Origin of the sequence: Streptomyces sp. NBC_00377, from assembly GCF_036075115.1 — a bacterium.
Lineage (GTDB): Bacteria > Actinomycetota > Actinomycetes > Streptomycetales > Streptomycetaceae > Streptomyces.
On sequence record NZ_CP107958.1, the window covers coordinates 6,692,128 to 6,707,422 of the forward strand.

Below are 15,295 nucleotides of genomic sequence, written 5' to 3' on the forward strand. Positions count from 1 at the left end.
GACCCGGAGCGTACGGACGCCGTACCGGCATCGCCCAGGGTGAGGAGGCGGCACGTTCCGCACCGGCACATCGCCCACCACGTCACCCGTCCGCCACGCCCGGCACCCTTCTGCCGATCACCCCGGACGTGTGGGAAGAACCCGCGACCGCCCGGGGTCCGACCGTGCCGCGCCGGTGCCCTTCCGCCGTACGGGTTCCCTATCCTGTGAGCTCGAACTGCTCGGCGGGGGAAGGGGACCGGGACGTTGGCGCTGCACAAGGACGACCCGAAGGCGCTCGGCGGATACCGGATCCTGGACCGGATCGGGACCGGGGGCATGGGCGTCGTCTACCTGGGCCGGTCCCGGTCGGGGCGCGAGGTCGCCGTCAAGCTGGTGCACGCCCAGTACGCGCAGGACGGGGTGTTCCGGGCTCGCTTCCGGCAGGAGATCGAGGCCGTCCGCAAGGTGAGCGGCGCCTTCACCGCCCCGGTCGTGGACGCCGATCCGGAGGCCGTCCGGCCCTGGATGGCCACCCAGTACGTGCCCGCACCCGCGCTCTCCGCCCGGATCAGGGGTGGCGGCCCGCTGAAGGGCGCGGAGCTGCGGCGGCTGGCCCTGGGACTGCTGGAGGCGCTGCGCGACATCCACCGGGTCGGGGTCGTCCACCGTGACCTGAAGCCCGCCAACGTCCTGATGGCCGAGGACGGTCCCCGGGTCATCGACTTCGGTATCTCGCGCGCCACCGAGAACCAGACCCTCACCGAGACCGGTCACGCGATCGGCACCCCGCCGTTCATGTCCCCGGAGCAGTTCAAGGACGCCCGGTCGGTCGGCCCCGCCTCCGACGTCTTCTCCCTCGGCGCGCTGCTGGTGTTCGCCGCGACCGGGCGCGGACCCTTCGACGCCGACAGCCCCTATCTGACGGCATGGCGGGTGATGCACGAGGAGCCGGCGGTGGACGCGGTCCCCGAGCCGCTGCGCGCGGTCCTGACCCGCTGCCTGGCCAAGGACTCCGCCGACCGGCCCGGACTCGACGAGCTGGCCGAGGAGTTCGGGCGGGCGCTGCCCGAACCCGCCCCGGGCGACGCGGAGACGGTGACCCTGCGCCTGCCGCCCCCGCCCGCGGTGGGCGAGGAAGCGGGCAGGCCCGAGGCCGCGCCCCGCAGCCCGGGCGCTGGCTCCCGGCTGCGCCGCGGTCCGGTCCTGGCCGCGGTGGCGGGCCTGCTGGCCGTGGCGTTCACCGGCTACCTCCTCTTCGACCCGTTCACGAGGAGCGAGACGTCGGGGGAGTCCGGCAGCACCGGCCCGGAGGCCCGGGAGTGGGATGCCCTGCCCAACGGCTGGAAGCCCTGGCGGACCTCGGTCTACGGCACCGCCGCGAGCGGGGTGGCGAAGCCGCTGGAGGACGACGGGACCTCCTGGGGCAATTCCCTGTCCTGCGCGATGGGCAAGGGCGCCCTCTACTGCGGGGGCGACGGCGTCCTTCCGGTCCGCGTCGACGGGGCGACGGGCCGTCTCGCCTGGCGGGCGGATTCCCAGCCTCCGGGCCTGGCCCGGGAGAGGTACGACAGCACGGTTCTCGGGGAGCACGACGGCGTGCTGCTGACCGAGCAGTCCGTTCTGAACAGCGCGCGCAACGGCCAGACCCGCCATGCCGTCGCCCTCGACTCCGCCACCGGAAAACGGCTCTGGTCACGCCCGTTGCACGACACGGGCTCCGTCGATCCCTCGGTCGTCGGCGATCTGCTGATGACCGCGGACGGCTACCGCGTGACCGCCCGCGAAGTGCGCGACGGCACCGCACGCTGGACGGCCGCCCTGCCGATCGGTGACGGCTACCACTGCCGGTTCCACCTCGTCGGCAGCCTTCCGTACGCCGGCTGCACCGACGCCGCCAACGTCGGGGAGACCACCCGCAACGTGCTGTTCGCCCTCGATCCGGCCGACGGCTCCACCCGGACGGTGAGGGTGCCCGACGTCGAGGCCGTCCCGCTCGGTGCCGTCGGCGGCGACCTGGTCTTCGTGGTGTACGCCGCGCGCGACTCCCGGGTCGCCGGGGAGTCGGTGTTCGGCGAGGTGCTGCTGCTCGACCCGGACACCGGCGCCGTACGCAGGAAGAAGCTGTCCGGCGACCCGCGCGGCGAGCCGGCGCTGGTGGGCGGTGTGCTCTGCTTCGCCTCGTCCGCGGGTCGGCTGACCGCCCACTCGCCCGACACGGGCGCGCGACTGTGGCAGACCTCGACGACCCTCCAGCAGCCCGGCACACCCGTCGCCGACGGGCGGGGGCAAGCGGTGTTCGCGGCCAGCGCCTCCGGACGGGTCGCCGCCCTCGACATCGCGACGGGCAGCCTGCTGTGGGAGTCCACGGCGCGGGCCGAGCGGGTAGGGGGCGGCGCCGGCGCCGGCTACGCCGCGGCACAGGTGTTCCTCGACGAGGGAGCCCTAGTGGTGCTCAGCCCCGACGGGACCGTCTTCACACTGGACCCCGCTCACCCCGACCGGCAACCGCGGTCGGGGTGAGCGGGAGCCACGCGTCGGGCCGGGGCGCCGCCGGTCAGGGCAGCGCCAGCATGCGCTCCAGCGCCAGCTTCGCGAACGCCTCGGTCTCCCGGTCGACCTCGATCCGGTTGACCAGCTTGCCCTCGGCGAGGGACTCCAGGGTCCAGACCAGGTGCGGAAGGTCGATCCGGTTCATCGTCGAGCAGAAGCAGACCGTCTTGTCGAGGAAGACGATCTCCTTGCCCTCGGGTGCGAAACGGTTCGCCAGCCGGCGCACCAGGTTCAGCTCCGTGCCGATGGCCCACTTGGAGCCGGCCGGGGCCGCCTCCAGCGCCTTGATGATGTATTCGGTCGAGCCGACGTAGTCCGCCGCGGCCACGACCTCGTGCCGGCACTCCGGGTGCACGAGCACGTTCACCCCGGGGATCCGGGCGCGGACGTCCTCGACCGACTCCAGGCTGAAGCGGCCGTGCACGGAGCAGTGGCCGCGCCACAGGATCATCTTCGCGTCGCGCAGCTGCTCGGTGGTCAGCCCGCCGTTCGGCTTGTGCGGGTTGTAGAGGACGCAGTCCTCCAGGGACAGGCCCATGTCCCGCACGGCCGTGTTGCGGCCGAGGTGCTGGTCGGGCAGGAAGAGGACCTTCGTCGTCGAGGGCTCTCCCTGTCCGAACGCCCACTCCAGGGCACGCTGTGCGTTGGAGGAGGTGCAGATCGTGCCGCCGTGCTTGCCCGTGAACGCTTTGATGTCCGCGGAGGAGTTCATGTACGAGACGGGCACGACCTGCTCGGCTATGCCGGCCTCGGTCAGCACGTCCCAGCACTCGGCGACCTGCTCGGCGGTGGCCATGTCGGCCATCGAGCATCCGGCGGCCAGGTCGGGCAGGACCACCTTCTGGTCGTCGGAGGTCAGGATGTCCGCGGACTCGGCCATGAAGTGCACACCGCAGAACACGATGTACTCGGCCTCCGGGCGGGCGGCCGCGTCCTTGGCCAGCTTGAAGGAGTCGCCCGTGACGTCGGCGAACTGGATGACCTCGTCGCGCTGGTAGTGGTGGCCGAGCACGAAGACCTTGTCACCGAGCTTCTCCTTGGCGGCGCGGGCGCGCGCGACCAGGTCCGGGTCCGAGGGCGAGGGCAGGTCGCCGGGACACTCGACGCCCCGCTCGCTCCTCGGGTCGGCCTCACGGCCGAGCAGCAACAGGGCGAGCGGAGACGGCTGTACGTCGAGCTCCGTGGTCTGGGCGGTGGTCACGACACGCACCCTTTCTACTTTTCGTCGATCTGACGTTATCTATCATAACCCGCTTCACGTCACTTTGACGATGGTCATCGCGTCGGTGTGACGTGAATCCCCACCGCGGGACCGGAGCCCTGCCCGCGCGGGCCCGGAGGGCGCTGTCCCCCGCATCGCACGTGTGCGAGCATGAAAGGGAAGAAGAAGAGGAAAGAAGTGGAGACACGGTTCCTCGGCCCGGAATGAATCCGCGGCCCCGGCGGTTGGAAACGTCGGCAAGCAGTCTCCGTACAACCCGGGAGAGATGTAGATGTCCGTATCGGACGAGAAGACCACTGTCAGCGACGGCATCCTCCTGTCCGACGCCGCCGCGGCGAAGGTCAAGGCCCTGCTCGAACAGGAAGGCCGTGACGACCTGGCCCTGCGTGTCGCCGTTCAGCCCGGCGGCTGCTCCGGCCTGCGCTACCAGCTCTTCTTCGACGAGCGCGCGCTCGACGGTGACGTGGTGAAGGACTTCGACGGCGTCAAGGTCGTCACCGACCGCATGAGCGCCCCGTACCTGGGCGGCGCCTCCATCGACTTCGTCGACACCATCGAGAAGCAGGGCTTCACGATCGACAACCCGAACGCGACGGGCTCCTGCGCCTGCGGCGACTCCTTCAGCTAGGTCGTCGGTTCGCACCTCTGAACGACGCGAAGGCGGCGGCCCCCTCCAGGGGGTCGCCGCCTTCGCGTGCGCACCGCTCGGACCGCCGCGCCGGATTACTGCGCCTGCGGCAGCCGCGCCCCCGCCTTCTCCAGCGGGATCGCCCGGCCGTCCGTGCCGACCACCTTCCGGCCGTCCAGCGGCTCGTCCAGCCGCACGGTCTGGTGGTACTCCTTGGCGATCATGATGCAGACCTTGTTCGGCCAGGGCGTTGCGGTCACGGTGACCTTGACCTCGTCGCCGCTCCGGGCCGCCGTGGCCTTGTAGTCGGCGCACACCCCGCCGGTGAAGCTCACGGTCAGCTCGTCGCCCTCGGCGGTGTAGCCGTCCACCTTGACGTCATGCGCTTTCGAAGAGGAGGAGCCGGTCGGCGTGGGTACGGGCGCGGGTGTCGTGGCGGACTTCAGATACGCCGGCTCGACGGCCGGCTGCGTCACCGTGTAGCCGTCCGCGGTCCCCGCCGCCCGCACCTCGAACAGCCAGGACGGCACGAGCACCTGCCGACCGCCCGAGGTGTGCGGGGCGAGCCCGAGCACCGCGTCCTCGACCGTCGCCGTCTGAGCCTTCGGAGCGGCCGTGGACGCGTTGCACGGGCTCTCCAGCCGGTCCTTCAGCGGCACCGGGCCAGTACAGCCGCCGATGCCCATCCGGTGGCCGGTCCCGGGCGCCGCGTTCAACGCGTCCAGCGCCTCCCGCGCGCTGAGCAGCGGGTACGTGGCACCCTTCACCGGAGTTTCCAGCTGCCCGTTGCCGCCGACCACGGTGCCCTGGGCGCCGACGCTGATCCCGGTCGTCCAGCCGTAGGTGGGCAGGGAGCCGATCACGGGGTCGGCGTTCACCACCCGCTGGGTCCCCATGACCTGGCTCGCGTCCACCTCGGCGCCGCCCTGTCCGACCGCTGCCAGGACCGGCGCCGCCGCCTTCTTCGCGGCCTCCTCGCTCACCGGGTCGCCGGCCGGGGTGACGGACGTCCCGGCGCATTTGTCGGTGCCGGCCGTGCAGTTGTCGGTGCCGGGCGCGTACCGGGTGAACGTCCACATCCCCGGCGCCTGTCGGTTCACCCGCAGCACCGGCCCCGAGCCGTCGTTCCCGGAGCCGACCTTCCATGCCGCCCCGTCGGCCACCGGCGTCCCCTCTGCCCCCAGCACCTTCGCCAGCCGCGCCACCTCGTCCTTGGCGACCTCGCCCTTCGCCCAGTACACGGGCGCGGTGCCCGGACCGTCGGGAAGCGGGCCCGCGGTCTTGTAGGTCACCCCGTAGGGGTTGGGCTCGCCGGGCGCGATGCCGTTCGTACCGCCCTGCGAGGCACCCGCACCCGCACCCGTACCCGCGGAGTAGTCGTCCAAGGGGAGCGCCGAGGGCGTCCCGTCCCCGGACGGCGACCCGGCTCCGGCGCTCCCGCCGGAACCGCCGGTCGCACTGGCGGTCAGATAGGCTCCGCCGCCCCCCACCAGCAGCACGGCGGCCGCGACGGAGGCGATGAGGACGGGGGAGCGGCGCCGGGGGCCGGCAGCGGACCCGCCGTGGACCGCCGGCCCGACGACGGGCTCGTCCGGCCCGGAGTCGGCAACGGAGGCCACCTCGGCAGAGTCGGAGTGGGGGAGGGGGTGCCGCTGACCCGGGTCGGCGTCGGCATCGGCGCCCGCGTCGGAATCGGAGGGCTCTCCGGCAGTGGAGGCCGGGGCAGGCTCCGATGCGGAGACGGCGGGCTTCACCGCGGCGGAGACCGAAGCGACCCCGGCGTCCGAAACGGCCGGAGGCCCGGAGGGACCCGTCTCCTCAGGAGCGCCGGCCTCATCGGCACGCGCCGCGCCCGCCTCGCTCTCCCCGGCCGGGGTGTCCCCGGGCCGCGCGTCTGCGCCCTGCGCCTCCCGGACCTCGGCGTCCTCGGCCGTGGCCTTCTCGGAACCGGTCTCCTCCGGCTCGCGCGCGGCGTCGTCGTTCTCGGGTCGCTCGGTGTTCACCGCATCGCTCCTTCGGCTGCCCTGCTGTCGTACCCCACATCCCTACTACGAGGGACGGCGATGGGACGCGACGGGGGAGCGCACGGTTCCCTTCCGTGCGCCGTACCGAAGAATTCGAGGGTTTACCCCTAGTTGCCGTAGTCCGGCATGGCCTCCAGAAGTCGTGCCGACGTCGCCGGAACGGTCACTCCGTGGATGAGTGACGGGGAGACCGGACGGGAAGCGATCTTCTCGGGGGCCGCCCAGTGCCGGGCCATCCGGACGCAGTCACCGCGCAGCGACACGAGGTCGCCGTCGAGATCGGCCGGAGCGGGCGTGTGGAACTCGAGGTTCTTCATAGCCGAACCGTAAGCACGCTGGAGCCCGCGAAGAAAGATCTACTATCGGGTAGTTTCGGCTGCTTCAGTGGCGCGAGTCGACCGGGTAGCGTGAACTGTCAATCCCCCTCCCCTCAGGAGAGTCCACGCCGTGCGCATCGCAGTCACCGGCTCCATCGCCACCGACCACCTCATGACGTTCCCCGGCCGCTTCGCCGACCAGCTCGTCGCGGACCAGCTGCACACGGTCTCGCTCTCCTTCCTGGTCGACAACCTGGACGTGCGCCGGGGCGGTGTGGGCGCGAACATCGCCTTCGGAATGGGACAGCTGGGTACCCGGCCCATCCTGGTCGGCGCCGCCGGCGCCGACTTCGACGAGTACCGGGCCTGGCTGGACCGGCACGGCGTCGACACCGGGTCGGTCCGTATCTCCGAGACCCTGCACACGGCCCGCTTCGTGTGCACCACCGACGCCGACCACAACCAGATCGGCTCCTTCTACACCGGCGCCATGAGCGAGGCCCGGCTCATCGAGCTCAAGACCGTCGCCGACCGCGTGGGCGGGCTGGACCTGGTCGTGATCGGCGCCGACGACCCGGAGGCGATGCTCCGCCACACCGAGGAGTGCCGCGCCCGCTCGATCCCCTTCGCGGCCGACTTCTCCCAGCAGATCGCCCGTATGAACGGCGACGAGATCCGGATACTGCTGGAGGGCGCGACCTACCTCTTCTCCAACGAGTACGAGAAGGGCCTCATCGAGTCCAAGACGGGCTGGAGCGACGCCGACATCCTCGCCAAGGTCGGCCACCGCGTCACCACCCTCGGCTCGCGCGGCGTCCGCATCGAGCGCGCCGGCGAGGACCCGATCGAGGTCGGATGCCCCGAGGAGGAGGCCAAGGTCGAGCCCACCGGCGTCGGCGACGCCTTCCGGGCCGGCTTCGTCTCCGGCCTGGCCTGGGGCGTCTCGCACGAGCGCGCCGCCCAGATCGGCTGCATGCTCGCCACCCTCGTGATCGAGACGGTCGGCACCCAGGAGTACCAGCTGCGCCGCGCCCACTTCATGGACCGCTTCACCAAGGCGTACGGCGACGACGCGGCCACCGAGGTGCGCAAGCACCTGGCGTGACTCAGGACGTCCGGCGGACCACGTAGGCCGAACCGCGGTCCGCCGGCTCCTCGCCGACGTACTCCTGTCCCCGCATCTCGCACCACGCGGGGATGTCCAGCCGAGCCGCCTCGTCGTCGGAGAGCACCCGCACCGAGCCGCCGACCGGCACGTCCCCGATCACCTTCGCCAGCTCGATCACGGGAATCGGACACCGCTTGCCCAGCGCGTCCACGACGAGCACGTCGCCGCGGACGTCCGCCACGGGCGCGGGCGCCCCGAGCTTCTCCCGCACTCCCGCCACCGCCCCCGGCAACACGTCGAGGAACCTCTCCACGTCCTCCTCGGCTGCTCCCACCGGCAGCGAAACCCGCACGTTTCCCTCACTCAGCACCCCCATCGCCCTCAGCACATGGCTGGGGGTCAGTGTGCTGCTGGTGCAGGACGACCCCGAGGAGACGGAGAACCCCGCCCGGTCCAGCTCGTGCAGCAGCGCCTCTCCGTCGACATACAGACAGGAGAAGGTGACGATGCCGGGCAGCCGCCGCTCCGGATCCCCGACGACCTCCACGTCCGGTACGAGAGCCCCCACCCGGGCCCGGATCCGCGCCGTCAGCTCCCGCACCCGTACCGCCTCCTGCGCCGCCTGCGCCCGGACCGCCCGCAGCGAGGCCGCCGCGGCCACGATCGCCGGAATGTTCTCGAACCCGGCCGCCCGCCCCGACTCCCGCTCGTCCACGGGCCCCCGCGGCGCGAACCGGACGCCCTTGCGCACGACGAGCAGGCCGACACCGGACGGCCCGCCCCACTTGTGCGCGCTCGCGGCCAGCAGTGACCAGGGGCCCTCCACGGCTCCCCATCCGAGCGACTGGGCGGCGTCCACCAGCAACGGAACCCCTGCCTCCCGGCACAGCTCGGCCACCTCCGCCACCGGCTGCTCGGTCCCCACCTCGTGGTTGGCCGACTGAAGACAGGCCAGCGCGGTGTCGGACCGCAGCGCGTCTGCGTACGACCCGACGGAGACCGCCCCGGTCCTGGTCACCGGCGCCCTGGTCACCGTCCCGCCCTCCGCCTCGAACACCTCGGCCGAATGGAGTACCGAGGAGTGTTCGACGGCTGACACGATCAGGTGACGTCCTGCCCTCCGGCGCCCCGCCAGCGCGCCCGCGATCCCGGAGTGCACGGCCCCGGTCCCGGAAGACGTGAACACCAGCTCGTCCGGCCGGCAGCCGACGGCCTCGGCCGCCGCCTCCCGCGCCGCGTCCAGCAGCATCCGGGCCCGCCGCCCCTCCCGGTACAGACGGGCGGGATCCGCCCACCCCTCGTCGAGCGAGGCCGACAGCGCCTGACGGGCGACGGGATGAAGCGGGGCAGCGGAAGCAGCGTCGAAGTAGGCCACACGGCAACGTTAAGACGTGCGGGAGCGGGGAAGGAGCGCGGGCCTGCGCCGATGTGCGACTGCGCGACGGGGGCGCGAAAGGCCCTTACCGGCCCTTGACCTCCGCACAACCCGCATTGACGACCTATCAGGCGTCGCTCCCCGCCCCTTGGGGGTGACCCGCGGCGCGTATGCCACCCTCCCCGCGACCCCCCGGAGGGCGTCGGCTAGGGTTTGGTCCGCATAAACATCCAAACCCCTGCCCGACGCAGGGCGGCGACCGACCAGCGAGAAGGCAGGCCGCAGCCAACCGCGCGGGCGAGACTCTCGGGAAGGCGCTACGTGAGTCCCAACGGCTCCGACCTCCCCCGCTGCCTGAAGGGCGCGGGTGGTACCCCCACGTCGCGGCGCCCGATGCGGCGGAAGCTGCTGCAGGCAATGACCGCGGGCCTGGTCCTGGCGACCGCCACCGGTTGCACATACAAGGACTTCCCCCGCCTTGGTATGCCCACCCCGGTCACAGAAGAGGCTCCGCGGATCCTCTCCCTGTGGCAGGGCTCGTGGGCAGCCGCGCTGGCCACCGGCGTGCTGGTGTGGGGCCTGATCCTGTGGAGTGCTTTCTTCCACCGCCGCAGCCGCACAAAGGTCGAAGTTCCTCCGCAGACCCGGTACAACATGCCGATCGAGGCGCTGTACACGGTCGTGCCGATCATCATCGTCTCGGTCCTGTTCTACTTCACGGCCCGTGACGAATCGAAGCTGCTGAGCCTCGACAAGAAGCCCGACGTCACGGTGAACGTGGTCGGCTTCCAGTGGAGCTGGTGCTTCAACTACATCGAGAACGTCGACGGTTCCGACGGGGACGCGAAGACCGACAAGAACCTGGCCGCGATCCCGGACCGGTTCAAGAAGGACTTCCCCGACAACGCCGGCGGCGTCTACACCTGCGGCACCCCCGGTGAGCGGAACCCGCAGACCGACAACCCGGGCCCGACCCTCTGGCTCCCCGAGGGCAAGACGGTCCGCTTCGTCCTCACTTCGCGTGACGTCATCCACTCCTTCTGGGTGGTGCCGTTCCTGATGAAGCAGGACGTCATTCCGGGTCACACCAACTCCTTCCAGGTGACGCCCAACCGGGAAGGCACCTTCCTGGGCAAGTGCGCCGAGCTCTGCGGCGTCGACCACTCCCGGATGCTGTTCAACGTGAAGGTCGTCTCTCCGGAGCGGTACGAGCAGCACCTGAAGGAAATCGCCAAGAACGGGCAGACCGGTTACGTTCCGGCCGGCATCGAGCAAACGAACCCCGAGAAGAACCGGGAGTCGAACGTCCTGTGAGCATCCTCAACGAACCCCAGGGTGCCTCCGCAGCTGAGGACTCGTACGAGAACGAGCTGCCGGTCAGGCGCAAGCAGCCCGGCAACGTCGTGGTGAAGTGGCTGACGACCACCGACCACAAGACCATCGGTACGTTGTACCTGGTCACGTCGTTCGCGTTCTTCTGCATCGGTGGCGTCATGGCGCTCTTCATGCGCGCCGAGCTGGCCCGACCGGGCCTGCAGTTCATGTCGAACGAACAGTTCAACCAGGCGTTCACGATGCACGGCACGATCATGCTGCTGATGTTCGCGACGCCGCTGTTCGCCGGCTTCACCAACTGGATCATGCCGCTCCAGATCGGTGCTCCGGACGTCGCGTTCCCGCGGCTGAACATGTTCGCCTACTGGCTGTACCTGTTCGGCTCGCTGATCGCGGTGGCCGGCTTCCTCACCCCGCAGGGCGCGGCCGACTTCGGCTGGTTCGCCTACGCCCCGCTGTCGGACGCGATCCGCAGCCCGGGCATCGGCGCCGACATGTGGATCATGGGCCTGGCCTTCTCCGGCTTCGGCACCATCCTCGGCTCGGTCAACTTCATCACCACGATCATCTGCATGCGCGCGCCCGGCATGACGATGTTCCGTATGCCGATCTTCACCTGGAACGTCCTGCTGACCGGTGTCCTGGTCCTGCTGGCCTTCCCGGTCCTGGCGGCCGCGCTGTTCGCCCTGGAGGCGGACCGCAAGTTCGGAGCCCATGTCTTCGACGCGGCCAACGGCGGCGCGTTGCTGTGGCAGCACCTCTTCTGGTTCTTCGGCCATCCAGAGGTGTACATCATCGCCCTGCCGTTCTTCGGGATCATCTCCGAGGTGATCCCGGTGTTCTCCCGCAAGCCGATGTTCGGTTACATGGGCCTGATCGCCGCGACGATCTCGATCGCCGGTCTGTCCGTGACGGTGTGGGCGCACCACATGTACGTCACGGGTGGCGTGCTGCTGCCGTTCTTCTCCTTCATGACGTTCCTCATCGCCGTCCCGACGGGCGTGAAGTTCTTCAACTGGATCGGCACCATGTGGAAGGGCTCACTGTCCTTCGAGACACCGATGCTGTGGGCGACGGGCTTCCTCATCACCTTCACCTTCGGCGGTCTGACCGGCGTCATCCTGGCCTCCCCGCCGATGGACTTCCACGTGTCCGACTCGTACTTCGTGGTGGCGCACTTCCACTACGTCGTCTTCGGCACCGTCGTCTTCGCGATGTTCTCCGGCTTCCACTTCTGGTGGCCCAAGTTCACCGGCAAGATGCTCGACGAACGCCTCGGCAAGATCACCTTCTGGACGCTGTTCGTCGGCTTCCACGGCACCTTCCTGGTCCAGCACTGGCTGGGCGCCGAGGGCATGCCGCGCCGGTACGCCGACTACCTGGCGGCCGACGGCTTCACCGCCCTGAACACGATCTCGACGATCAGCTCGTTCGTCCTCGGTCTGTCGGTCCTGCCGTTCTTCTACAACGTGTGGAAGACCGCCAAGTACGGCAAGCCGGTCGGCGTCGACGACCCGTGGGGCTACGGCCGCTCCCTGGAGTGGGCCACCTCCTGCCCGCCGCCGCGCCACAACTTCCTCACCCTGCCGCGGATCCGCAGCGAATCCCCGGCGTTCGACCTGCACCACCCCGAGATCGCCGCGCTCGAGCAGCTGGAGCACGCCGGCCACGGTGCCAGTGCCATCTCGGGCAGCAAGGAGGCCGGCAAGTGAAGATCCAGGGCAAGATGTTCGTCTGGCTGAGCGTCTTCGTCCTCGTCATGGCGATCGTCTATGGCGTGTGGTCGAAGGAGCCGGCCGGTACCACGGCCCTCTTCCTGGCCTTCGGCCTGTGCATCATGATCGGCTTCTACCTGGGCTTCACCGCCCGGCGGGTCGACGCGGGCGCGCAGGACAACAAGGAGGCGGACGTCGCGGACGACGCCGGCGAGCTGGGCTTCTTCAGCCCGCACAGCTGGCAGCCGCTGGCGCTCGGCACCGGCGGCGCGCTGGCCTTCCTGGGGGTCGCTGTGGGCTGGTGGCTGCTGTACTTCTCCCTCCCCCTGGTCCTCATCGGCCTCTGGGGCTGGGTCTTCGAGTACTACCGCGGTGAGAACCGCACCCAGTAACACGCGCCGCACGCGCACCGGGCCCGGACACTCCGTCAGGAGCGTCCGGGCTCACTCTTTTGCCGTAACGGCGGTCCGCCGTCCGTGTCACCCAGCGCGCCGCTGCCGACCCGGCTCCCTAGCGTGAAGCCATGAGCCACGAACCCCGCCCTCGCACCGTCGCGGGCTGCACCCTGCTGGTGATCGCCCTGGGCGCGGTCGCCAGCGCCTGCGGCTCGGACGGCAATCCGCTCTCCGCGCGCCCCTATGACGCGACGGACCAGATCTCCTTCAGCAACCTCGCAGGCGACGGGAAGAAGACCGACCCGGACAAGCCCCTCGAGGTCACCGCGCAGGACGACGACCGCATCACGGACGTCACCGCCGTGGACGGCGCAGGCCGCTATGTGGCGGGCGAACTCGCGGCCGACGGCAGTCGCTGGCACAGCACCGAGCCGCTGGCCGCGAACGCCCACTACACGGTCCGCGTGAGCACCGAGGACGACGACGGAGCCCCCGGCCGCCGGGTCCTGTCCTTCGACACCGGCAAGCCCACCTCGAAGAAGCGCCTGGCGGTCGAGTTCGGCCCCGAGGCGGGCGAGTACGGCGTCGGCCAGCCCGTCACCGCGAAGCTGGACCAGCCCATCAAGGACCCCGCCGAGCGGGCCGTCGTCGAACGGGCCCTCAAGGTCGACTCCACGCCGGTCGTGCAGGGCGGCTGGCACTGGGTGGACGACAAGGAACTGCACTACCGCCCCAAGGACTACTGGCCCGCTCACGCCACCCTCCGCGTGCACAGCAACCTGGACGGCATCAAGATCAGCGACCGGCTGTGGGGCGGCCCCGCCAAGGAGCTCAAGCTCACGATCGGGGACCGGGTGATCGCCGTCACGGACGCGTCCTCGCACTCCATGACGGTCTTCAAGAACAACGAGCAGATCAACCAGATCCCGGTCACCACCGGAAAGCCCGGCTTCGAGACCCGCAACGGCGTCAAGGTCGTCCTGGGCAAGGAGTACTTCGTACGGATGCGCGGCACCACCGTGGGCATCGCGGAAGGCTCCGCGGACTCCTACGACCTGCCCGTCTACTACGCCACCCGCGTCACCTGGAGCGGCGAGTACGTCCACGCGGCCCCCTGGTCGGTGGGCTCCCAGGGGTACGCGAACGTCAGCCACGGCTGCACCGGCATGAGCACGTCCAACGCCGAGTGGTTCTTCGACAACGTCCGCCAGGGCGACGTCGTCCAGGTCGTCAACAGCAACGGCAACACGATGGAGACCTTCGGCAACGGCTTCGGCGACTGGAACCTGGACTGGAAGAAGTGGACCAAGGGCAGCGCACTGACCGGCGGCACACAGCGAACCGGCCAGGAGACGGCGCGACTCAGCCCGGCGGCCGTGTAGGCGCCGTCAGGGGCGCGGAGCCGCGGTCCGTGCGGCACCCGCCCCCGGTCCGGCGCTACGCGCTCTGCTGGAGGCTTTTCGTCCGCAGCAGGGCGGCCAGTGCCGCCGCGAACTCCGCGGGCTCCACGGGCAGCGTCACAGCCGCGTCGGCGCGGCTCCAGGTGGCGAGCCAGGCGTCCTGGGGGCGCCCGATGAGAAGAAGCACCGGCGGACACCGGAACACCTCGTCCTTGAGCTGGCGGCACAGCCCCATGCCGCCCATGGGCGCGGCCTCGCCGTCCAGGACGACGACGTCGATGCCGCCCCTGTCCAGCTCCCGCACCACCGCCGGCGCCGTCGCACACTCCACGAACTCCACCACCGGGACGTCCGGCGCGGGCCTGCGCCCGGTCGCGAGACGTACCTGCTCGCGGGTGTTGGAGTCGTCGCTGTAGACCAGCACCGTGGCGGTCGCCTGCATGCTTCCTCCGTGACATCAGCGTCGTACGGACAGAACCGATGCCGCGGATGCTACTCCCTCGGACCCCCCGCCCACACCGCATGGAACACCACTTCGATGGGCCATCCGGGCACTACACGGGGTGCGATCACTCCGAACGGCACCCCCCGGAGTGAGGGCGGGATAAGGGACCGACATAATGTCGGTCGTGGCGACAGCAACGACAGTAGATACCGGGCACGCGCACCCGTCGGTCAATCGGCCGAACCTCACCAGCGTCGGAACCATCATCTGGCTGAGCTCCGAGCTGATGTTCTTCGCGGCCCTCTTCGCGATGTACTTCACCCTGCGATCGGTGACGGGTCCTGATCACTGGAAGGAAATGGCCGAGGCCCTGAACTTCCCGTTCTCGGCCACCAACACCACGATCCTGGTGCTCTCCTCGCTCACCTGCCAGCTCGGCGTCTTCGCCGCCGAGCGCGGTGACGTGAAGAAGCTCAGAATGTGGTTCATCGTCACCTTCATCATGGGTGCGATCTTCATCGGCGGTCAGATCTTCGAGTACACGGAGCTGGTGAAGAAGGACGGGCTCTCGCTCTCCTCCGACCCGTACGGCTCGGTGTTCTACCTGACCACCGGCTTCCACGGCATGCACGTGACGGGCGGCCTCATCGCCTTCCTGTTCGTCCTCGGGCGCACCTACGCGGCCAAGAGGTTCACCCACGAGCAGGCGACCGCGGCCATCGTCGTGTCCTACTACTGGCACTTCGTCGATGTCGTCTGGATCGGCCTCTTCGCCACGATCTACATGATCAAGTAGCCG

General features: G+C 70.1%; 13 protein-coding genes. 8 read left to right on the top strand and 5 right to left on the bottom strand.

Annotation, left to right across the window (positions count from 1 at the left end; translation table 11 throughout):
• Positions 1–246 precede the first annotated feature (246 nt).
• Complete coding sequence (locus tag OHS71_RS29670; protein ID WP_328482387.1) at positions 247–2,502, top strand: serine/threonine-protein kinase; 2,256 nt, start codon at positions 247–249, stop codon at positions 2,500–2,502.
• Positions 2,503–2,536: 34 nt separating this feature from the next.
• Here the strand turns inward: OHS71_RS29670 and nadA are convergent, their stop codons facing one another.
• A complete protein-coding gene (gene nadA, locus OHS71_RS29675; RefSeq protein ID WP_328482388.1) occupies positions 2,537–3,733 on the bottom strand; it encodes a quinolinate synthase NadA in 1,197 nt (398 codons plus the stop codon).
• A gap of 292 nt (positions 3,734–4,025) precedes the next feature.
• Between nadA and OHS71_RS29680 the strand changes: the two genes are divergently transcribed.
• Entirely contained in the window at positions 4,026–4,382 is a 357-nt protein-coding gene (locus OHS71_RS29680; protein ID WP_328482389.1) for a HesB/IscA family protein, read from the top strand.
• Positions 4,383–4,477: 95 nt separating this feature from the next.
• On the opposite strand, the gene OHS71_RS29685 is transcribed toward OHS71_RS29680, so the two are convergent.
• The gene (locus tag OHS71_RS29685; RefSeq protein WP_328482390.1) at positions 4,478–6,385 is read right to left on the bottom strand and encodes a hypothetical protein; all 1,908 of its coding nucleotides are present in this window, start codon (positions 6,383–6,385) and stop codon (positions 4,478–4,480) included.
• Between the two features lie 128 nt (positions 6,386–6,513).
• The gene (locus OHS71_RS29690; protein ID WP_328482391.1) at positions 6,514–6,723 is read right to left on the bottom strand and encodes a hypothetical protein; all 210 of its coding nucleotides are present in this window, start codon (positions 6,721–6,723) and stop codon (positions 6,514–6,516) included.
• 130 nt (positions 6,724–6,853) lie between these two features.
• On the opposite strand from OHS71_RS29690, the gene OHS71_RS29695 reads away from it, so the two are divergent.
• Positions 6,854–7,828, top strand: coding sequence for a carbohydrate kinase family protein (locus OHS71_RS29695; protein ID WP_328482392.1), 975 nt, complete (start codon positions 6,854–6,856; stop codon positions 7,826–7,828).
• Position 7,829: 1 nt separating this feature from the next.
• On the opposite strand, the gene OHS71_RS29700 is transcribed toward OHS71_RS29695, so the two are convergent.
• Positions 7,830–9,206, bottom strand: coding sequence for a cysteine desulfurase/sulfurtransferase TusA family protein (locus OHS71_RS29700; protein WP_328482393.1), 1,377 nt, complete (start codon positions 9,204–9,206; stop codon positions 7,830–7,832).
• A 321-nt stretch (positions 9,207–9,527) separates the two neighbouring features.
• Here OHS71_RS29700 and ctaC point away from each other — a divergent pair, with 321 nt between their 5' ends.
• From ctaC to OHS71_RS29720, 4 genes are all read left to right on the top strand, one after another.
• Positions 9,528–10,520, top strand: coding sequence for an aa3-type cytochrome oxidase subunit II (gene ctaC / locus OHS71_RS29705; RefSeq protein WP_443047086.1), 993 nt, complete (start codon positions 9,528–9,530; stop codon positions 10,518–10,520).
• On the top strand, positions 10,517–12,253 hold the full coding sequence (gene ctaD / locus OHS71_RS29710) for an aa3-type cytochrome oxidase subunit I (RefSeq protein ID WP_328482394.1): 1,737 nt from the start codon (positions 10,517–10,519) through the stop codon (positions 12,251–12,253). Before ctaC ends, ctaD begins: the two co-directional genes overlap by 4 nt.
• Complete coding sequence (locus OHS71_RS29715) at positions 12,250–12,648, top strand: cytochrome c oxidase subunit 4 (RefSeq protein ID WP_328482395.1); 399 nt, start codon at positions 12,250–12,252, stop codon at positions 12,646–12,648. Before ctaD ends, OHS71_RS29715 begins: the two co-directional genes overlap by 4 nt.
• Positions 12,649–12,779: 131 nt before the next feature.
• On the top strand, positions 12,780–14,033 hold the full coding sequence (locus OHS71_RS29720) for a L,D-transpeptidase (RefSeq protein ID WP_328482396.1): 1,254 nt from the start codon (positions 12,780–12,782) through the stop codon (positions 14,031–14,033).
• Positions 14,034–14,088: 55 nt separating this feature from the next.
• Here OHS71_RS29720 and OHS71_RS29725 read toward each other — a convergent pair whose 3' ends face one another.
• A complete protein-coding gene (locus OHS71_RS29725) occupies positions 14,089–14,493 on the bottom strand; it encodes a hypothetical protein (RefSeq protein ID WP_328482397.1) in 405 nt (134 codons plus the stop codon).
• 178 nt (positions 14,494–14,671) lie between these two features.
• Between OHS71_RS29725 and ctaE the strand changes: the two genes are divergently transcribed.
• The gene (gene ctaE / locus OHS71_RS29730) at positions 14,672–15,292 is read left to right on the top strand and encodes an aa3-type cytochrome oxidase subunit III (RefSeq protein WP_307162882.1); all 621 of its coding nucleotides are present in this window, start codon (positions 14,672–14,674) and stop codon (positions 15,290–15,292) included.
• Positions 15,293–15,295: the final 3 nt, after the last annotated feature.